The organism is Stenotrophomonas sp. Steno-Z10-BAI, assembly GCF_056393115.1.
Genome location: NZ_JBWJOZ010000001.1, coordinates 231,442 through 248,634 on the forward strand (window position 1 = coordinate 231,442; position 17,193 = coordinate 248,634).

The 17,193-nt window shown below is 62.4% G+C and carries 24 protein-coding genes and 1 tRNA gene; 12 read left to right on the forward strand and 13 right to left on the reverse strand.

Translation table 11 applies throughout. From position 1 onward, the window contains the following. Positions 1-79: 79 nt before the first annotated feature. From AC06E9_RS01180 to AC06E9_RS01220, 9 genes are all read left to right on the forward strand, one after another. Positions 80-805: a LexA family transcriptional regulator gene (locus AC06E9_RS01180; protein WP_478055325.1), complete on the forward strand. Its 726-nt coding sequence runs from the start codon at positions 80-82 to the stop codon at positions 803-805. Positions 806-863: 58 nt separating this feature from the next. Then, on the forward strand, positions 864-1,382 hold the full coding sequence (locus tag AC06E9_RS01185; protein ID WP_478055327.1) for a DUF4124 domain-containing protein: 519 nt from the start codon (positions 864-866) through the stop codon (positions 1,380-1,382). Between the two features lie 175 nt (positions 1,383-1,557). Beyond that, entirely contained in the window at positions 1,558-1,788 is a 231-nt protein-coding gene (locus tag AC06E9_RS01190; protein WP_478055329.1) for a hypothetical protein, read from the forward strand. Further along, positions 1,785-1,934 (forward strand): hypothetical protein, encoded by a 150-nt coding sequence (locus tag AC06E9_RS01195; RefSeq protein ID WP_179458376.1) that lies wholly within the window; start codon positions 1,785-1,787, stop codon positions 1,932-1,934. The genes AC06E9_RS01190 and AC06E9_RS01195 overlap by 4 nt, the downstream gene beginning before the upstream one ends. Before the next feature lie 314 nt (positions 1,935-2,248). Further along, the gene (locus tag AC06E9_RS01200; RefSeq protein ID WP_478055330.1) at positions 2,249-2,521 is read left to right on the forward strand and encodes a hypothetical protein; all 273 of its coding nucleotides are present in this window, start codon (positions 2,249-2,251) and stop codon (positions 2,519-2,521) included. Beyond that, positions 2,518-2,709, forward strand: a complete 192-nt coding sequence (locus AC06E9_RS01205) for a hypothetical protein (RefSeq protein WP_478055331.1) — start codon at positions 2,518-2,520, stop codon at positions 2,707-2,709. The genes AC06E9_RS01200 and AC06E9_RS01205 overlap by 4 nt, the downstream gene beginning before the upstream one ends. Beyond that, positions 2,706-3,002 (forward strand): hypothetical protein, encoded by a 297-nt coding sequence (locus AC06E9_RS01210; protein WP_478055332.1) that lies wholly within the window; start codon positions 2,706-2,708, stop codon positions 3,000-3,002. The genes AC06E9_RS01205 and AC06E9_RS01210 overlap by 4 nt, the downstream gene beginning before the upstream one ends. After that, a complete protein-coding gene (locus AC06E9_RS01215; protein ID WP_478055334.1) occupies positions 2,999-3,502 on the forward strand; it encodes a hypothetical protein in 504 nt (167 codons plus the stop codon). Before AC06E9_RS01210 ends, AC06E9_RS01215 begins: the two co-directional genes overlap by 4 nt. Then, positions 3,499-3,756 carry a hypothetical protein gene (locus AC06E9_RS01220; protein ID WP_478055336.1) on the forward strand — a complete coding sequence of 86 codons (258 nt, stop codon included), beginning with the start codon at positions 3,499-3,501 and terminating at the stop codon, positions 3,754-3,756. The genes AC06E9_RS01215 and AC06E9_RS01220 overlap by 4 nt, the downstream gene beginning before the upstream one ends. A gap of 23 nt (positions 3,757-3,779) precedes the next feature. On the opposite strand, the gene AC06E9_RS01225 is transcribed toward AC06E9_RS01220, so the two are convergent. Beyond that, a complete protein-coding gene (locus AC06E9_RS01225) occupies positions 3,780-4,400 on the reverse strand; it encodes a hypothetical protein (protein WP_478055337.1) in 621 nt (206 codons plus the stop codon). Between the two features lie 133 nt (positions 4,401-4,533). On the opposite strand from AC06E9_RS01225, the gene AC06E9_RS01230 reads away from it, so the two are divergent. From AC06E9_RS01230 to AC06E9_RS01240, 3 genes are all read left to right on the forward strand, one after another. Continuing rightward, positions 4,534-4,731, forward strand: a complete 198-nt coding sequence (locus AC06E9_RS01230) for a helix-turn-helix domain-containing protein (protein WP_179458371.1) — start codon at positions 4,534-4,536, stop codon at positions 4,729-4,731. 5 nt (positions 4,732-4,736) lie between these two features. Then, positions 4,737-5,834: a tyrosine-type recombinase/integrase gene (locus AC06E9_RS01235; protein WP_478055339.1), complete on the forward strand. Its 1,098-nt coding sequence runs from the start codon at positions 4,737-4,739 to the stop codon at positions 5,832-5,834. Positions 5,835-5,928: 94 nt separating this feature from the next. Then, positions 5,929-6,543: a sce7726 family protein gene (locus AC06E9_RS01240; protein WP_478055340.1), complete on the forward strand. Its 615-nt coding sequence runs from the start codon at positions 5,929-5,931 to the stop codon at positions 6,541-6,543. On the opposite strand, the gene AC06E9_RS01245 is transcribed toward AC06E9_RS01240, so the two are convergent. The 12 genes from AC06E9_RS01245 to thrS form a co-directional block, all read right to left on the reverse strand. Next, on the reverse strand, positions 6,523-7,584 hold the full coding sequence (locus AC06E9_RS01245; protein WP_478055341.1) for a beta family protein: 1,062 nt from the start codon (positions 7,582-7,584) through the stop codon (positions 6,523-6,525). The two genes, AC06E9_RS01240 and AC06E9_RS01245, sit on opposite strands and share 21 nt — an antisense overlap. Positions 7,585-7,586: 2 nt before the next feature. Further along, the gene (locus AC06E9_RS01250; protein WP_478055342.1) at positions 7,587-8,102 is read right to left on the reverse strand and encodes an ImmA/IrrE family metallo-endopeptidase; all 516 of its coding nucleotides are present in this window, start codon (positions 8,100-8,102) and stop codon (positions 7,587-7,589) included. Positions 8,103-8,109: 7 nt separating this feature from the next. Continuing rightward, positions 8,110-8,730: a hypothetical protein gene (locus AC06E9_RS01255; protein WP_478055344.1), complete on the reverse strand. Its 621-nt coding sequence runs from the start codon at positions 8,728-8,730 to the stop codon at positions 8,110-8,112. Between the two features lie 190 nt (positions 8,731-8,920). Continuing rightward, positions 8,921-8,997 (reverse strand) — tRNA-Pro (locus AC06E9_RS01260). A 67-nt stretch (positions 8,998-9,064) separates the two neighbouring features. Next, complete coding sequence (locus tag AC06E9_RS01265) at positions 9,065-9,421, reverse strand: MerR family transcriptional regulator (RefSeq protein ID WP_019182707.1); 357 nt, start codon at positions 9,419-9,421, stop codon at positions 9,065-9,067. After that, positions 9,402-9,701, reverse strand: coding sequence for an integration host factor subunit alpha (locus AC06E9_RS01270; protein ID WP_005410432.1), 300 nt, complete (start codon positions 9,699-9,701; stop codon positions 9,402-9,404). The genes AC06E9_RS01265 and AC06E9_RS01270 overlap by 20 nt, the downstream gene beginning before the upstream one ends. 26 nt (positions 9,702-9,727) lie before the next feature. Next, entirely contained in the window at positions 9,728-12,109 is a 2,382-nt protein-coding gene (gene pheT / locus AC06E9_RS01275; RefSeq protein ID WP_478055345.1) for a phenylalanine--tRNA ligase subunit beta, read from the reverse strand. A gap of 89 nt (positions 12,110-12,198) precedes the next feature. Next, entirely contained in the window at positions 12,199-13,194 is a 996-nt protein-coding gene (locus tag AC06E9_RS01280; RefSeq protein WP_478055347.1) for a phenylalanine--tRNA ligase subunit alpha, read from the reverse strand. A gap of 195 nt (positions 13,195-13,389) precedes the next feature. Next, positions 13,390-13,749, reverse strand: a complete 360-nt coding sequence (gene rplT, locus AC06E9_RS01285) for a 50S ribosomal protein L20 (RefSeq protein ID WP_017355264.1) — start codon at positions 13,747-13,749, stop codon at positions 13,390-13,392. Positions 13,750-13,759: 10 nt separating this feature from the next. Beyond that, a complete protein-coding gene (rpmI, locus tag AC06E9_RS01290) occupies positions 13,760-13,957 on the reverse strand; it encodes a 50S ribosomal protein L35 (protein ID WP_017355265.1) in 198 nt (65 codons plus the stop codon). A 436-nt stretch (positions 13,958-14,393) separates the two neighbouring features. After that, positions 14,394-14,933, reverse strand: coding sequence for a translation initiation factor IF-3 (infC, locus tag AC06E9_RS01295; RefSeq protein WP_172838068.1), 540 nt, complete (start codon positions 14,931-14,933; stop codon positions 14,394-14,396). 48 nt (positions 14,934-14,981) lie between these two features. Then, positions 14,982-16,886, reverse strand: coding sequence for a threonine--tRNA ligase (thrS, locus tag AC06E9_RS01300; protein ID WP_121038364.1), 1,905 nt, complete (start codon positions 16,884-16,886; stop codon positions 14,982-14,984). Positions 16,887-17,193: the final 307 nt, after the last annotated feature.

Genomic DNA, 17,193 nt, shown 5'->3' on the forward strand with positions numbered 1-17,193 from the left:
GAAATTATACGCAAACGAATAGCTTTGCAATACCCAAACGATCTATGCCACACCCCGACTGGCGGCTGACAATTCACGAATGAATACGATTTCCACGAACCTTCGCCAGTTGATGGATCTGCGTGGCCTGAGCGAGAACCGCCTGGCTACGGAGACTGGCGTGCCCCAGCCCACCATTCACAGAGTCCTGTCGGGCCGGGTAGCTGACCCGCGTGATGGAACGCTAAGGCCCCTTGCTGACTACTTTGGCGTCACGGTTGAGCAGATGCGCACCGGACTGCCCGCCTCTCACACAGGCACGCCGGGAACGATCCCGGCTTATGCCGTGAAGGCGTTCGAACATGGAGACGAACTAGATGGCGACAGGGAAGTGCTGGTGGCGGTAGTGGATGTCGTTGTGTCCGGAGGCCACGGCTCTCCCGCCCCCGAATTTGTGGAAACCAGTTTCCGCATGGCCTACCAGCTGAGCTGGTTCCACCAGGTGCGAGCCAAGCCTGAAGACGTAAAGGTGATGAAGGTCTTTGGCGATAGCATGGAACGCACCCTATTCAACGGCGACAGAATCGCTGTGAATACCGGGGATAAGGAGGTCGCTGACGGGCGGGTTTACGTCTTCATGACTCCTGGCCCTTACCCGGACATCAAGGTCAAGCGCTTGTACAGGACCGCTGACGGCCGCTTGCGCATCGTCAGTGACAACCCTGACAAGACGCAGTACCCCGATGAATATCTCACTGCAGATGAAGTGTCTGGCCTGCACATGATCGGCCGCGTAATCGATCGCAGCGGCCGTGGCGGACTGTAGTCAGCCCTAACAACACTGAGGACAAGTACAGATCATGAGGTCATTCGCGATTGCAGCCATGTTGATGCTCCCCTGCGCTGCTGCGACAGCCCAGGTCTATAAGTGCAAAGGCAGTAACGGCGAAACTGTGTACTCCCAGAACCCTTGTGCAAGGGACAGCAAGCCACATGAAGTGCGCACCGGCAGAGCAGCCACCCCAACATCAGGTGAAGCGGCCAACAAGCAAGCCGTGTTCAAGAGCACAGACATCTCCGAGGCAGGCATCGCAGAGCGCAACTGCCTGACCAGCGCACGGAGCAGGATCTACGGCCCCTCGGATCAACGCATCGCAGGTTACGAGCGCCAAGTGCAGGTGCTCAATCGAGACGCTGCACTCGCCCGGAACAACCTCGCAGGAGCTACCTACGAGGCAGGCATACGCAACCAAATCGCGGGGCTGCAGCAGTCCATTACAGCTGAGCGCGTAAGCGCGGACAGCCAGATGGCGAGCTTCACCCAGCAATGCGCCGAGACGAAGCGCAAGCAGGTTGAGGCCATTGAGGCTAGGTACACCCCAGCAGCCCGCCAAACGAATTAATTCGTTTAGGTATTGCGTTGGCAATTCGTTTGCGTATAGGATCGCACCGTCGGCACCCCAGCCGACGGGCGACCGGCGGGTCGCGACTGCGGCCCAGCCCCTCCCCTGCTGAGCCGCAGATGCCTCTCCCCAGGCAATAGGCCCGCCGGCGCCCTCCTTTCCAACGGAGAGCGCCATGTCCTACCGCACCGCTGCCGACTCCCTGCCCAAGGCTCCGCTGCCGCTCCAGGCCGCCTCGTGCCTGCTGGCGCAGGCTGCCCGCGACCACACCCGTGCCAACGTTCTGCGAGCCCGCAGCGCTGGCGAGCACAGCCGTAACCAGCTGCGCCGATCGCGCCGCATGGGCGTTGCCGCCCGCCGCGTTGAAGCCGAGTCGCGCGACATGGCAACCGAGGTGCGGGCATGAACCGCCGGTACCGGATCGCGTGGGCTGTCGTCGGCGCTGTGGCAGCCATCGTCGTGCCTCTTCGCCTGGTGGAGATCAGCCAGGCCCACGCCGACCGCGACGCCAACCAAGCGCGCTGGGCGGCGACCTCCAGTGTTCGCGGGTGATGCCATGCAGACCGCCCGCCCCGCGCCCCCTTCTGTACCGCTGTGCCGCCCAAGGCACCGCCCGCAAATCGTGACGACCACTGGTGCGCCGACAGGCCACCAGCTCGGCGCACCTGTGCCGGCCCTCGTGCACTTCGAGTGCCACCTCTGCCAGAGAGCAACCGTACCCAGCCCCTCTCTCGCGATCGCCGAGCTGCGCTGGACCGATCCGGATCTGGCATCGCAGCTGATCCCTATTTCCCACCTTGCCCGTGCCCGCGCCGCCGTGCTGGCGCGCCTGCCTGCACAGCACGCCGCCTGACCTGGAGACCGCAATGGCTGCACCACTCAAACCCTTGGAGCGCGCCGCGCTCGTTACTGCCTTCGCTGCGGCCGGCCATGTGCTGAAGCGCACCCGTGGCGGCTTCTGCTCCACCAGGCAGCCCGCCAAGGTCTTTACGCGGCGGGTCACCAACTGGCTCTACGAGCGCGCATTGATCGACTACGACGACCCGAGTTTTCCAACCCAGGCCACGCTGACCAAGTCGGGCATGGCGCAAGCCACCGCGCTTGTGGAGCAGGCACGCATCAGCGCGGGGGCTCCATGACCCGCGACTACTACCTCAAGGTTGCCGAGGCCAAGGCGGCATACGCGGCGGCGCTGCGCATGGAAGCCGATGCCGAGTCCATGGTGGGCCATGAAGAGCAGGCAGGGACGTTCCGGCGATTCGCGTCGCAATGGGATGTGCTTGCTGCCTCATATCGCGCCTCCGCCGAGCAGGCGGATGCCGCATGAAGGCGTCGACGCTTCCCGTTGAGCATTCGTTCCCCACCGGCAGCCATGGCACCACCCTGGTGCTGATGGTCTGCGCGGGCTGGCTGTGGGCCGGCCTCTACGCGAGCCCCCACAGCGCCGCCCCCGCCGAAGTGGCGGCCGCCACGGGCCGCTCAGCGACCGTCCGTGGCCGCGAACTCCAGATCGGTACCGGCCGATTCGCCCTCTCTCAAAAGTCGCTGCAGTCGGCGCGCCGCTGGCTTGATCGCCAGGGCGTGCGCGTGCGCGACCAGGCCCCCAAGGAAATTGCATGACCGCCAAGATTCAACGCCATGGCCGCGCCGCCTCAATCCGAGCAATCCTGCTCGATCGCCCGGCTGGCGCAACGGCCGAGCAGCTTCTCGCAGCCGGCATTGACTGCTCGCCCAAGCAGCTCAACAGTTCGCTGGCGGCAATGTGCGATACCGGTCAGGTGCAGGCCAGTATCAACAGGGGTGACAGGACCTGGATGCTGACGCCCACCATGCACAGGTTGATGCGTACACCTGATGCACGTGTGCAGCCGACCCGGGCCGCTGCCGCGCGTGTGATGCGCTCGGTGCCCACGGGCAGCCACAACAGCACCACGGTCCAGCATAAGGACCGGGATCGCGCCGAAATCGCCGATCAGCTTGCCGCGTTCCGGCGCGCCGGCGGCAAGGTAGAAGTCTTGGGCAATACCCCAACACGCCGAGAGATGACCCGTCGCGAGATCAACGTCGCCTCCGGTAGCCAACGGCTGGCGCAGGCGACTGCCAAACGAGGCCACCCATGAGCCGCTCGGTAGCGCGGCGCTCGCCGAATAAGCTTGGCGGGTTCTCTTGGGGCCGTTTCCCGATGGGGCTTTCCGGAATCGTCGTCTACCGCCTGTTCCTTCGGGACCATAGCGGCGCGGTGCATTTCGTAGGCCTGAACTTTTACCGTCGCGCCGCCCGCCGAGATATGTCGATCGCGCTCCGTGCTGCGTGCCATCGCCTGCGCGCACAGGTGGAAGAGATCAATCGAGCGGCGACCGGAGGTGCCCCATGAACAGGGCAAAGAGCGTGGCTGCCTCAATCCATGCTAGCAGTCACTTTGTATGCGCTGAGCGCCTTATGGATCGCGTCGGAAGCGGCCTGAACATCGCGTACGGCCCGAAGGTGAGCGTAGTGAACCGAAGTCATCATCAGAACCCATTCCGTGCGTTCGCTATACACACTGAGCGTATCGGCTCCCAGCTGAAAATGGCCAGTCGATTCGATAGCCACGGATATCTTGGCCGCAAGATCCAAATCTGCTGCACCCCACTTTGTCAGGTCCACTTCGCGGCCCGACAGATCGCTAAGACGCTCGCAAATCTGAAGAAAATTAGCTTGCTCGTCACCCTTGCGCGTAAGCGAGCTATGAACTTGCCAAGCCGCTGGCGCAGCGGGATCCAGTGGAAAGCGATCGTCAAGATTTCGCAGACGCCCAAGAGCGGCGACCACACTGGAACGGTAGCTCAGCGCAAAGAGAGCATTCGTTTTTTTTCGAACGAATCGGCGCTGGATCGCCGGGCCAAACAGCGCAACGAGAACCGCTGTAACGGTGCCAATGGCCGCCCAAGCTTCCCAGTCAACCGTACAGTACTTGCTGAGCTTCCAACACTGGCTGACGCCATCCCGCATGGACCAAATCTCGGCAAAGGCTCGCATGTGGTTGTCCTGTCCTTGTCGGAGCCGATTCTGCCATGAACTGCATCCAACCCAACAACGGCGCCTACGCAATGCAATCTGCCTTGGCCGCCACAAACGTTCCTGCCACGGCGGCAAGCATGGGAGGCCAGGCATGAAACTTCTGACCGCCGATAAATGGCTGCAAAAGTACTTTGACGACACTAGCCGCCCGAGCGTTGCCACGCTGCAGCGCTGGCTGCGCGACGGAAAGATTCCCGGCAAGAAGGTCGGCGGGACTTGGTTCATCGACGAACACGAATGGCTTGCCGACGGCGACCTGCTCGTCGAGCGCGTACTGAAGGCAGGTTGATACGAATGGCACCGCGACCGCGCAGCAAGAGCCGCCAAGGATGGCCGGCGAACCTCTACCCCAATCGGGAAGGGTTCAAGTATCGGCACCCCGTGACAAAGCGGGAGACGTGGATGGGCACGGACAAGACACGAGCGTTTGCCGCTGCCAAGAAACTCAACGCGCTCCTCATGCCCACGAACGATCTTGTCGATCGGGTAATCGGCTCAAAGGAAACCGTCGCCGACGCGATTGCCGTCTTCCGCCGGGACGATGTCCCGGGACGGAAGTGGGCGCCGAAGACGGCCGAGGTGTACGAAAGTGTGATCCGTCGCATTGAAGCTGGCATCGGCACCCGTCCGGTCGAACAGGTCACGGTCAAGGAGTGCGCGGAGTTCATCCGCGCGGTTACCGCCTCCGATCGCGCGCGCCAACAATTCCGCCTGGTGCTGGGCTGGATTCTGGGCTGCGCCGTACAGGAAGGTTGGATCGATACCAACCCGGTGCTGGCCACCCGCCGCTTCCAACACGAGAAAAAACGCACCCGCTTGACGAGAGAAATCTACGACACGATCTGGGACCACGCCGAGCCATGGCTACGGCTTGCGATGGACTTGTCCCTGATCACGTTACTTCGCCGGGAGGACATCGTGTCCCTGAAGTTCTCCGACGTGCGGGACGGCTTCCTATGGGTCGTGCCGCAGAAAACCGAAGGCACCTCCTTGGTGAAGCTAAAGATCAATATCGGTGGCCAGCTGGCCACACTTCTGTCGCAAGCGCGTGATTCGGTGGTCTCCCCATTCGTTGTCCATCGACTTCCGGATCGGGCCCGGCCGTCCGACAAGCGGGCCCACGCACGCCTGCACCACACCCAAGTCATGCCTGAGCAGCTGACCCGGGCGTTTCAGGATGCCCGTGAGGCTGCGGGTGTCGCTGGCGACCATCCACCAAGCTTTCATGAAATCCGCAGCCTTGGCGGCGCCCTCGTCCGCGACGCCGGGTGGACCACTGAAGAGGTACAGACGCTGATGGGGCACGCTTCCAAGTCGATGACCGAGCACTACCTGGACGGGCATGACGTGCCATGGACTGAGGTCGCATCCACCCTCACGCTAAAGCGATGACGAGCCCGGGAGCGAGCGCATGCCTAACGATGGCGATAGACTATCTCCCTGGCCGCGAATGAAGAATTCTGGACTTGGAGCTGAATTGCGACCTATGAACTACGCCGCAGATGAAACACTGAGATTAATTCGATGGCTGCTACCCCAATTGCAGCAAGACGAGATAATTGCCCTCGAACTGCCTTACAAGGATGTGAGCAGAAAAGCCGATATCGCAATCGTCGGGCCAAATCGCCTGGTTGCCATCGAGGTGAAAGGGCCCAGGGACAACCTGGCAAAGCTCTCCAGGCAGGTCGAAGACTACGTAGAGGGATTCCTCGAGGTCTATGTCGCGGCGGCACCCAATTTGATGCCCGCGATTAAAGATATTATGCCGGAGAGGATTGGACTGATCGATTTAGGCGAAACCGCGATCAGCCGCCGCCGGCTCGCAACCAAACGACAGCGCCTGTCAAAGGCAGGAGCAATTCAGTGGCTCAGAGCGGACGAATTGCGCCAGATGTTAGGCGCGCGCAGGGGCCCGAGCGATATCCAAATGCTCCGAGAATCTGCGGTTAATCTTTTGACGACGGCGCAATTGTCACGCAGTGCGATCACGTCCATCTACAACCGAGCGAGTCAGAAGTTCGCAATCTTCAACTCGGAGCGAGGTGAGCGTCTGACGCTGGACGATGTAGAAACTCTACGACTACCCAAGAAGATACGCTAGCTCGATCCGATTTGACTGGCGAGAGAGATGGAAGTTGATACGAACAGATATCCAGTGAGCAGGAGATCTGCCTTGAACAGCGCCGCCAGCAGCACTTTTAATGTTTTCGTGGCCCCAGCAGTCGAGAGCAACGTAGTCTGGGTCGTGGAATGCTTTATGCGCGGCGAGATCATACCCCCCGTTCGGACGGCGGTAACGATGATAGAAAAGCGTCTGGTCCAAGGGAACATCTACGCGGGGGACCCAACTGGTCACGATTCCCTTGAAGTCCTCTGGATGAACGAGAGCATAGTCACCATGAACCACGTCACCGAGGCCTCGTTCAGCCCTCACCTCTTCTGAGAGTTTTACCTCGAGTAGCTCAAACTTGCCATACTCATCACCACCGTAGTCGGGAAGCACAACACTCTTCGGAAAACTACTACAGGCTACAGCTCGCAGCGCAAAACCGGCGCCAGCGGCCACTAGTGTTCGTTTGCTGTCAGCCAGAGCCGCCGGGTAAGCGGGCTTGCTTACATAGCCACCATCGCAGATGAGGATCACCTGCTCCAATCCGCCGAATTCTCTCTTGAGAACATCAACAAGTCGGACAGTAGAGTCATAATCCGCGGGGATACGGAATGCTATATGCGTTGAGCGATTTAGAAACGCCTTGCATTGCACCAACACACTTCTTTCATCGAACGGATCAGTGAGGTGGACAGTCGGTATGCAGGCTGAGTTAAGCGACGAAAGCACAAATGCTCGCCAGTTGCGGAATCCGTTGTCGGGATCCAGCAACGCGGCCGTTTCTGCGTTACTGAGGCTATCCATCGTAGTAACGTCAGCAATGTAGGAGCGCCCGGCAAGATGCTCCTCAATTTTAGACACGCAGACGCTTACAGAGCCCTCTGTATTCTTCTTAGTACGTCGCGACTTTGTGTATTCGACGACGGGAAGAAGAGCATCTTTTACTGAGCTAGAAAGCTCAGCGTAAGCGCGGATTTCAGCATCTCGCGAGCGAATAATCGGTACGTATCGCTTCCCTGCAACTTCGTTCATTTCTAACCCATCCGGTAGCCCAAATTATCCAGCCGATAGCGCATCGCCAAGGTGGACACATCGAAGTGACGAGCTAGATCGTTAAGGTTTCTCAACCCTTTGTCAACTGCAGCCCGCACCTCGCCCTCCGGCATCAGTAGCTGGGCGGCGAACTCGTCAGCTTCACGCTCCATCTCTGAGCGATCGTCGTTGCGCCGAGCGAAGGTGTAGTCACGGAATTCACTCTGCTTCCTTCGATGCAGGACGTAATGAGCGATTTCATGAGCGATGGTGAAGCGCTGCCGCACCCGATGATGGTACGAATTCACGCCCGCAACCCAAATGTCGCCGCGCTTCTCAAGAAAGCCGGAAACTTCGTCATCCATTTGCTCATGCACAACTTTGATGCCGAGCATTTGCGCCACATCATCGACGCGACACGGTGCGGAGCCGAAACCTCGATTGGCCATCTCGGCCTGGAGGGTGGCAAGCGACTCTATAGCCCCTTCTGGAGAACCTTTCGCAGCGGGCGGGCCCATGGGAGTTCTAAGCTTTACTATCGCCATCTGAATTCTCGCTTTCGCTTAGCACTGCAACGTCGTCCAATGCCTCATACATTCTTCTTAACTCATCGACCAAATCTTGGACGTTCCCGAGCTCGTTCTCGATGCCCGTCGCGACGCCGGTTTGAATCTTCGTCTGAAGGAAGTTCTTAAAATCCTGTGACTCAACAACATCTCTCAGTGCCTTATCCATTTCCGCTCGGCTACCCGCCTTAACGGTGAAGAAGGCCAGGGACACTACCGCCGCTAGCATTACGGTAAGCACTGTGATGACAGTGCTGTAAAGACCGGTCAGTGTATCCAGATGCCTTCCAAAGGCCTCATCACTTGAGGGCTTCTCGACTTGGCCAGGCGGTGACGAGACGGAAGTGCTACCGGCTCTCGGCGCCTCATAGACGGTCACCCACGACTTCTTAACAGAAGGGTTGCCGAGCGCATACAGCGGGGCAAGGAGCACCATGAAAGAGCAGACAACCAATACCGAAATCTCCATCCTTCGCGACCGTATCCACGGCCGAGCTTGCCGCCAGAGGGCCTCGAAGCCTTCCTTCAACTTGCGCAGTTTCATGTCCTTTGCCCTGCTATGGTTGATGAGAACACTCATCTATCTCATGGATTGCGACTTCTCAAGTCCAAAAAGTGTAGCGCACGGGCCTTCTGCCGCGACCATCCCCTTTTAAGCGCCCTGAAGGACTCTGATCACCCTGGATAGGGTGTAGATAGGGTGTAGATAGGGTGTGATAAGAAAAAAGGCCCGCACCGAGCGGTGCAAGCCTTTGTTCTTACTACCAGTTTGGTCGGGACGGCCGGATTTGAACCGACGACCCTCTGCCCCCCAGGCAGATGCGCTACCAGGCTGCGCTACGCCCCGATGATGCTGGCAATGTCCCCGCCTCTCAGCGGGCCGACGAGTATAACGGGTTTGCGTGAAAAATGGTTCAGCGGCGCAGCAATTGCAGCACTTCTTCCAGTTCCATCCGCGTCTGCTTGATGATCTGGTTGCTCAGCGCCGATTCCTCGCGCGCATCGGCACCTTCCAGGCGCAGGCGCGCGCCGCCGATGGTGTAGCCCTGCTCATAGAGCAGGCCGCGGATCTGGCGCACCATCAGCACGTCGTGGCGCTGGTAGTAGCGGCGGTTGCCGCGGCGCTTGGCCGGCTCGAGACTGGGGAACTCGGTTTCCCAGTAACGCAGCACGTGCGGCTTGACGTCGCACAGTTCGCTGACCTCACCGATGGTGAAGTAGCGCTTGGCCGGTATCGGCGGAAGTTCTCGGTTACTGCCCGGATCCAGCATATGCCTCTACCCTTTCCTTGAGCTTCTGGCCCGGACGGAAGGTGACCACCGTACGGGCGGAAATCGGAATTTCCTCACCGGTCTTGGGGTTGCGACCCGGGCGCTGGTTCTTGCGCCGCAGGTCGAAATTCCCGAAGCCGGACAGCTTCACCTGACGTCCCTGTTCCAATGCTTCACGCAGCACATCGAAGAACGCGTCGACAAATTCCTTGGCTTCGCGCTTGTTCAGACCGACTTCGTCGAACAGCTTTTCGGCCATCTCCGCCTTGGTCAATGCCATTGCCTGCTATCCCCCATGCTTCCCGCTCAACCGCGGATCCGGGCGTGATGTTCACGCTCCATGGCAGAGACCGCCTCGGCCACCACCGCATCCACGTCGCGGTCCGTCAGAGTGCGCGACTTGTCCTGCAAAATCAAGCCCATAGCGAGACTCTTGAACCCCGGCTCGACCCCCTGGCCGACGTACCGGTCGAACAGGGTGACCTCCCGCAGGAGCGGCCCGACGGCGCGGCGCAGGGTGGCTTCCAGGTCGGCCCAGGCCGCGGCCTCGGGCACCAGGAAGGCCAGATCGCGGCGCATCGACGGGAAGCGCGACAGCTCGGTCGCGCGCGGCAGCGCGCGGGCGGCCAACGGCGCCAGGTCCAACTCGAAGGCGAACACGTCCACGTCGATCTCCATGGCCTTGGCCAGGCGCGGGTGGATCTGGCCGATCCAGCCCAGGCTGACGCCGTCACGGGAGACCTCGGCCGACCGTGCCGGGTGGCCATACGGACGCTGCGACGGCGTGAACGCCAGCTCCGCGCCACTGGCCGCGGCCAGCGATTCCAGGTCGCCCTTGAGGTCGTGGAAATCGACCTTGCGGGTCGGCAGACCCCACTGCTGGGTGTCGGCATCGCCACAGATCGCGGCGGCCACGCGCTGGGTTTCCAGCGGCGCGGGCTGGCCTTCGCCGGCCTGCTGATGGAATACGCGGCCCAGTTCGAACAGGCGCACGCGGCCCAGCTGGCGGGCGGCATTGCGGCCCAGGGTGGCGACCAGGCCCGGCAGCAGCGACGGACGCATCACCGCCAGTTCGGCCGACAGCGGGTTGGCCAGCGCGACCAGACCCTCGTCCAGCTGCCACTGCGCGAGCAACGCGGCATCGACGAAGGCGTAGTTGATGGTTTCCTGCAGATCGCGGGCGACCAGTTGGCGACGGACGCTCAGGTCGTCCAGGCGGGTCTCGGTCGGCATCGCCACGCGCGAGGCACCGCCCGGCAGCGTGGTCGGGATCTGCTCGTAGCCGTGGATACGGGCCAGCTCTTCGATCAGGTCTTCTTCGATGGCGATATCGAAGCGACGGCTCGGCGCGGTGACCTGCCAGCCATCGGCGGTCGCGGCCACCTCCATGCCCAGCGCGCGCAGGATGCGCTCCACATCAGCATCGGCGATCTGGATGCCCAGCACGCGCGCGATACGGGCGCGGCGCAGACCGATGGTGGCGGTCGCCGGCAGGTCCGCTTCGCGCACGGCCTCGGTGACCGGCGCAGGCGTGCCGCCGGCCAGGTCCAGAATCAGGCGGGTGGCGTACTCGATCGCCGCGCGCGGCAGCACCGGGTCGACGCCGCGTTCGAAGCGGTGGCCGGCATCAGTGTGCAGGCCGAGCTTGCGGCCCCGGCCCATGATCGCGGCGGGCGCGAAGTGCGCAGCCTCCAGGAATACGTTGGTGGTGTCGTCGGTGACGCGCGTATCGAAGCCGCCCATCAGGCCGGCCAGCGCGATCGGGCGGTCGGCATCGGTGACGAGCAGGAAGCTGTCGTCCAGCGCGGCGTCGCGGCCGTCGAGCAGTTTCAGCGTTTCTCCCGCGCGCGAACGGCGCACGCCGATGCTGCCCTGCAGGGTGCCCAGATCGAAGGCATGCATCGGCTGGCCGAGCTCGAGCATCACGTACTGGGTGACGTCCACCAGCAGCGAGACCGGGCGCACGCCACTGCGGCGCAAGCGCTCGGCCATCCACAACGGGGTGGCGGCGCGGGCGTTGACGCCCTCGATCACACGGCCGACGTAACGCGGCGCTTCGGCGCCAGCGTCCAGCTGGACCGTCAGCTCACGCGTGCCCACGGCGGCGACCGGTGCAGCGTCGAACGGAACGACTTCACTGGCGCACGCGGCGGCCACGTCGAAGGCGATGCCGCGGATGCTGAAGCAGTCGGCGCGGTTGGGGGTCAGCTTGATCTCGATGCTGGCGTCGGGCAGGCCGAGGTACTCCACCAGCGTCTGGCCGACCGGCGCATCGTCCGGCAGTTCGAACAGCCCGGAGGCATCGGTGTCCAGGCCCAGTTCCTTGGCCGAGCACAGCATGCCGTTGGAGTCCACACCACGCAGCTTGGCCGGCTTGATCTTCAGATCGCCGATCTGCGCGCCGACCATCGCCAGCGGCGCGACCAGACCCGGGCGCGCGTTCGGCGCGCCACAGACGATCTGCAGGTGCTCGCCCTGCCCCGCATCGACCTGGCAGATCTGCAGGCGGTCGGCTTCGGGGTGGCGTTCGGCGGAAATGATCTTCGCCACGACCACATGCTGCAGGCCATCGCCCAGCGCATCGACCGCTTCCACTTCCAGACCGATGGCGGTCAGCACCGCGCTGAGTTCATCGCGCGAGACGGTGGTCGGGACGTGGCTGCGCAGCCAGTTTTCAGAGAATTTCATGGTGTCACCCTGGTGGGCCGGCGCAGGCGCCTGGGCCGTGATGAATGGTGGTGCGACGTCGCGCCGGGGTCGGCCCGGCGGTTCCGCTGTTACGCAAACTGCTTCAGGAACCGCACGTCGTTTTCGAAGAACGCGCGCAGGTCGTTGACGCCGTAACGCAGCATCGCAAAGCGCTCCACGCCCAGGCCGAAGGCGAAGCCGGTATAGCGCTCCGGATCGATGCCGACGCTGCGCAGCACGTTGGGGTGGACCATGCCGCAGCCGAGTACTTCCAGCCAGCGGGTGCTGCCATCCGGCTGCTGCCAGGCAATGTCCACTTCCGCGCCGGGTTCCACGAAGGGGAAGTAGCTGGGACGGAAACGCATCTCGAAATCGCGCTCGAAGAACGCGCGAACGAACTCGGACAGCGTGCCCTTGAGATCGGCAAACGTGGAGTGCTCATCGACCAGCAGACCTTCCACCTGGTGGAACATCGGCGAATGGGTCTGGTCGCTGTCGCTGCGGTACACCTTGCCGGCCGCGATCATGCGCAGCGGCGGTGCGTGCTCGCCCATGTAGCGCACCTGCACACCGGAGGTATGCGTGCGCAGCAGGCGGCCATCGCCGAAATAGAAGGTGTCGTGCATCGCGCGCGCCGGGTGGTGCGGCGGGAAGTTCAGCGCTTCGAAGTTGTGCCAGTCGTCTTCGATTTCCGGGCCTTCGGCGAGTTCGTAACCGAGGCGGCCGAAGATCTCGGTGATGCGCTCCAGGGTACGGGTCACCGGGTGCAGGCCACCGCGCTCTTCGCGACGGCCCGGCAGGGTGATATCGATCGCTTCGGCGGCCAGGCGCGCGTCCAGCGCAGCGTCTTCCAGCACGGTCTTGCGATCACCCAGCGCGCTGGTCAGCGCGTCACGGGCACGGTTGATGGCTTCGCCGGCGGCTTTGCGCTCATCGGCCGGCAGGCCACCGAGCTGCTTGAGCTGGGCGGTGATGCTGCCGTTCTTGCCCAGCAGGGCCACGCGCAGGGCTTCCAGCGCATCGGGGCTCTGGGCAGCGGCCACGTCGGCCAGTGCCTGCGTGGTCAGGGATTGGATGTCACTCATGGATAGCCGGAGCCTCGCGTCGGTATGCCATCGCGATGCGCGTCGGGCCGACCCCCGTCGCCACCGCTGTCGATCGATGGCACCGGGAGGGCCACCGCCAACACAAAAAAGAATGGGGAAGGACTTGCGCCCTTCCCCATGCATTTGCCTTACCCACAGCCGTTGCGCGTGAACGGCAACGGCAGGGGAATGGACTTATGCCGCCAGTGCGCCCTTGGCCTTTTCGGCCAGTGCAGCAAAACCAGCTGCGTCGTGCACGGCGATGTCAGCCAGAACCTTACGGTCCAGGGTGATGCCGGACTTGAGCAGGCCGTTCATGAAACGGCTGTAGCTCAGGCCGTTGATGCGGGCAGCCGCGTTGATGCGGGTGATCCACAGCGAACGGAAGTTGCGCTTCTTCTGCTTACGACCGATGTAGGCGTACTGCTGTGCCTTGATCACGGCCTGCTTGGCAACGCGGAAGACCTTGCGGCGAGCGTTGTAGTAACCCTTCGCCAGGGTCAGAATTTTCTTGTGGCGGCGACGCGCCTGTACGCCACGCTTTACTCGTGCCATGGGTCAGTCCTCAGAGGTAGGGAAGCATACGGTTCAAACGGCCTGCGTCTTCTGCACGAACATGGTTCGTCTGACGCAGATTGCGCTTCCGCTTGGTCGACTTCTTCGTGAGGATGTGGCTACGGTTGGCGTGGCCAGCCTTGAACTTGCCGGACGCGGTCTTGCGGAAGCGCTTGGCCGCCGCCCGGTTGGTCTTGATCTTGGGCATTGCTATGTCCTTGATGATGTTTTGTCACTGACCAGGGCGGTGGCATTGCCACACTTTCCGTCCGTGCCCTTGCCTGCTTGTAAGCCCGGGATCCCCTATGGGAACCAGGCCGGTCCTGTTTGCCGTTGAAACAGCGTGCCTTTGTGGGGCGGGAAACCGTTCAAAACAGCACCCCCGCAAAACGGGGCCGCCCATTATGCCCGTGAATCCAGGCAGTTGCAAACGCTTGATTGGGCGGGTGTTTACCGGTGCCGGCAGGCGTGGAACGCCCGCCGGACGGGCCGCAGAGGCTGCGGCCAGGGCAAACGGCAGCAGGCGCCTGAAAAGGCGCCCGTGCCTTGTAACGCGAATCTGAAGCACGCGACGCCGGCGGCGCCGGCAGCCGGGCATGGCCCGGCTCCACGCCCCGCCCGTCCGGGCTGGGGCCGATGGCCGGTTACTTCTTCTTCGGCGCGATCATCATCACCATCTGCCGGCCTTCAAGGCGCGGACGGGACTCGATCACGATGTCCTCGCCCAGATCACCTTCGATCCGGCTGGCCATCTCGCGACCCAGTTCCTGATGGCTCATTTCACGGCCACGGAAGCGGATGTTGACCTTGATCTTGTCGCCCTCTTCCAGGAAACCGCGCATCTTGCGCAGCTTGATCTGGTAATCACCTTCATCGGTGACCGGGCGGAACTTCACTTCCTTGATCTCGACCTGCTTGGTCTTCTTCTTGGCCTCGTTGGCCTTCTTCTGCGCTTCGAACTTGAACTTGCCGAAGTCCATGATCTTGCACACCGGCGGATCAGCCTGCGGCTGAATCTCGACCAGGTCCAGACCTTCGTCTTCGGCCATCGACAGCGCTTCGTCACGCGTCAACACACCAATCATCTCTCCGTCGCTGCCGATCACGCGGACGCGCGGCACCCGGATTTCCTGATTCTTGCGGTTCTGTTTGTTGTCAGGGGTACTGATATTGCAATCTCCCAGAGGAATCAAACCGGCCCATCGCGGAGCATCCGCAGGGCCGGGACTTTCTTACACGGACTGTTCTGCCTGCAACCGCTCGATGAAGGCCTGGACGGACATGCTGCCCAGATCTTCGCCAGAGCGCGTACGCACGGCCACGGCGCCATTTTCCTTCTCACGGTCGCCAACCACCAGCAGGTACGGGACCCGCTGCAGCGTATGCTCGCGAATCTTATATCCGATCTTCTCGTTGCGCAAATCGGCGTTCACGCGGAAGCCTTGATCTGCAAGGGTTTTCCGCACTTCGCTGACGTATTCAGCCTGCGCATCGGTGATATTGGCCACCACCACCTGGGTCGGAGCCAGCCAGGACGGGAAGGAACCGGCGTGGTGCTCGATCAGGATGCCGATGAACCGCTCCATCGAGCCGACGATCGCCCGGTGCAGCATGACCGGGTGCTTCTTCTGGCTGTTTTCGTCCACGTACTCGGCGCCGAGGCGGCCGGGCATCATGAAATCGACCTGCATCGTGCCCAGCTGCCAGGTACGGCCGATGGCGTCCTTGAGGTGGTACTCGATCTTCGGGCCGTAGAAGGCGCCCTCGCCCGGCAGCTCCTGCCACTCGACCCCACAGTTGCCCAAGGCCGAACGCAGCGCGGCTTCGGCCTTGTCCCAGGTGGCGTCATCGCCAAGGCGCTTTTCCGGGCGCAGCGCGATCTTGATCTGGATCTCGTCGAAACCGAAGGTCGTGTAGACCGCCAGCGCCTGCTGGTGGAACGCCGTCACTTCAGCTTCGATCTGCGACTCGGTGCAGAACACGTGGCCGTCGTCCTGGGTGAAACCACGCACGCGCAGGATGCCGTGCAGCGCACCGGAGGGCTCGTTGCGGTGGCACGAGCCGAACTCACCGTAGCGGATCGGCAGATCGCGGTAGCTGTGCAGGCCCTGGTTGAACACCTGGATGTGGCCCGGGCAGTTCATCGGCTTGACCGCGTAGGTGCGCTTCTCCGATTCGGTGAAGAACATGTTTTCCTGGTAGTTGTCCCAGTGGCCCGACTTCTGCCACAGCGACACATCCAGGATCTGCGGGCAGCGCACTTCGCCGTAGCCGCTGTCGCGGTACACACGGCGCATGTGCTGCTCGACCACCTGCCACAGCGCCCAGCCCTTGGGGTGCCAGAACACCAGGCCCGGCGCCTCTTCCTGCAGGTGGAACAGCTCCTGCTGCTTGCCGATGCGGCGGTGGTCGCGCATTTCGGCTTCTTCGATGCGCTTGATGTAGGCCTCGAGCTGCTTCTTGTCGGCCCAGGCGGTGCCGTAGATGCGCTGCAGCTGCTCGTTCTTGGCATCGCCGCGCCAGTAGGCACCGGAAATGCGGGTCAGCTTGAAGGCCTTCAGGAAGCGCGTGTTGGGCACGTGCGGGCCGCGGCACATGTCCACGTATTCCTGGTGGTAGTACATGCCCATGGCCTGGATCTCCGGCGACATGTCGTCGATGAGGCGCAGCTTGTAGTCTTCGCCACGCGCCTTGAAGATCTCGATGACCTCCGCACGCGGGGTGACCTTCTTGATGACGTCGTAGTCCTGCGCGATCAGCTCAGCCATGCGCTTTTCGATGGCGGCCATGTCGTCGGGCGTGAACGGGCGCTCGGAGTAGATGTCGTAGTAGAAGCCTTCGGCGATGACCGGGCCGATCACCATCTTGACGTCCGGGTACAGCTGCTTGACCGCATGGCCGACCAGATGGGCGGCGGAGTGGCGGATGATCTCCACGCCCTCCTCGTCCTTGGCGGTGATGATGCGCAGGCTGGCATCGTGGTCGATGACGTCACTGGCATCGACCAGCACGCCATCGACCGAGCCGGCGATGGTGGCCTTGGCCAGGCCGGCGCCGATGGACTGGGCGACGTCCATGACACTGACGGGGTTTTCGAATTCACGGCGGCTGCCGTCGGGGAGCGTGATCGCGATCATGAGAGTGCTTTGGTCTGGTGGCCCGCAAGGGGGCCTGGAGAATCCGGGGGCGAGGCAATAAAAAAGCGCCACGAAGGCGCCTGCGTCAGGGGCCGTCGGGGGCGTTCAGCGGTGGGCGGTGGTAGTGCTCATGTCACACGCTAGACCGGCGCAGGGCGCGGGCCACCTTGTTGCCTCGATAGAGATGCCCTGATCTTAAACCAATCCGCCGATGAATGCGCCGCTGCCGCTGCGACCGAGGGACCGGACCGCCTGAATGCGCCCGTGTGGCGCACACAAACCGCAATGATTACCATGCGCGGATTAC

Coding starts and splice junctions, on each gene's coding strand:
- AC06E9_RS01220 (WP_478055336.1), top strand. CDS start 3,499: ATGAGCCGCTCGGTAGCGCGGCGCTCGCCGAATAAGCTTGGCGGGTTC.
- AC06E9_RS01245 (WP_478055341.1), bottom strand. CDS start 7,584: ATGAACGAAGTTGCAGGGAAGCGATACGTACCGATTATTCGCTCGCGA.
- AC06E9_RS01225 (WP_478055337.1), bottom strand. CDS start 4,400: ATGCGAGCCTTTGCCGAGATTTGGTCCATGCGGGATGGCGTCAGCCAG.
- AC06E9_RS01270 (WP_005410432.1), bottom strand. CDS start 9,701: ATGGCATTGACCAAGGCGGAGATGGCCGAAAAGCTGTTCGACGAAGTC.
- AC06E9_RS01190 (WP_478055329.1), top strand. CDS start 1,558: ATGTCCTACCGCACCGCTGCCGACTCCCTGCCCAAGGCTCCGCTGCCG.
- AC06E9_RS01230 (WP_179458371.1), top strand. CDS start 4,534: ATGAAACTTCTGACCGCCGATAAATGGCTGCAAAAGTACTTTGACGAC.
- AC06E9_RS01215 (WP_478055334.1), top strand. CDS start 2,999: ATGACCGCCAAGATTCAACGCCATGGCCGCGCCGCCTCAATCCGAGCA.
- rpmI (WP_017355265.1), bottom strand. CDS start 13,957: ATGCCCAAGATCAAGACCAACCGGGCGGCGGCCAAGCGCTTCCGCAAG.
- AC06E9_RS01210 (WP_478055332.1), top strand. CDS start 2,706: ATGAAGGCGTCGACGCTTCCCGTTGAGCATTCGTTCCCCACCGGCAGC.
- AC06E9_RS01255 (WP_478055344.1), bottom strand. CDS start 8,730: ATGAGTGTTCTCATCAACCATAGCAGGGCAAAGGACATGAAACTGCGC.
- rplT (WP_017355264.1), bottom strand. CDS start 13,749: ATGGCACGAGTAAAGCGTGGCGTACAGGCGCGTCGCCGCCACAAGAAA.
- AC06E9_RS01250 (WP_478055342.1), bottom strand. CDS start 8,102: ATGGGCCCGCCCGCTGCGAAAGGTTCTCCAGAAGGGGCTATAGAGTCG.
- thrS (WP_121038364.1), bottom strand. CDS start 16,886: ATGATCGCGATCACGCTCCCCGACGGCAGCCGCCGTGAATTCGAAAAC.
- AC06E9_RS01265 (WP_019182707.1), bottom strand. CDS start 9,421: ATGCTGGATCCGGGCAGTAACCGAGAACTTCCGCCGATACCGGCCAAG.
- AC06E9_RS01180 (WP_478055325.1), top strand. CDS start 80: ATGAATACGATTTCCACGAACCTTCGCCAGTTGATGGATCTGCGTGGC.
- AC06E9_RS01280 (WP_478055347.1), bottom strand. CDS start 13,194: ATGAGTGACATCCAATCCCTGACCACGCAGGCACTGGCCGACGTGGCC.
- AC06E9_RS01185 (WP_478055327.1), top strand. CDS start 864: ATGTTGATGCTCCCCTGCGCTGCTGCGACAGCCCAGGTCTATAAGTGC.
- pheT (WP_478055345.1), bottom strand. CDS start 12,109: ATGAAATTCTCTGAAAACTGGCTGCGCAGCCACGTCCCGACCACCGTC.
- AC06E9_RS01205 (WP_478055331.1), top strand. CDS start 2,518: ATGACCCGCGACTACTACCTCAAGGTTGCCGAGGCCAAGGCGGCATAC.
- AC06E9_RS01235 (WP_478055339.1), top strand. CDS start 4,737: ATGGCACCGCGACCGCGCAGCAAGAGCCGCCAAGGATGGCCGGCGAAC.
- AC06E9_RS01195 (WP_179458376.1), top strand. CDS start 1,785: ATGAACCGCCGGTACCGGATCGCGTGGGCTGTCGTCGGCGCTGTGGCA.
- AC06E9_RS01200 (WP_478055330.1), top strand. CDS start 2,249: ATGGCTGCACCACTCAAACCCTTGGAGCGCGCCGCGCTCGTTACTGCC.
- AC06E9_RS01240 (WP_478055340.1), top strand. CDS start 5,929: ATGAACTACGCCGCAGATGAAACACTGAGATTAATTCGATGGCTGCTA.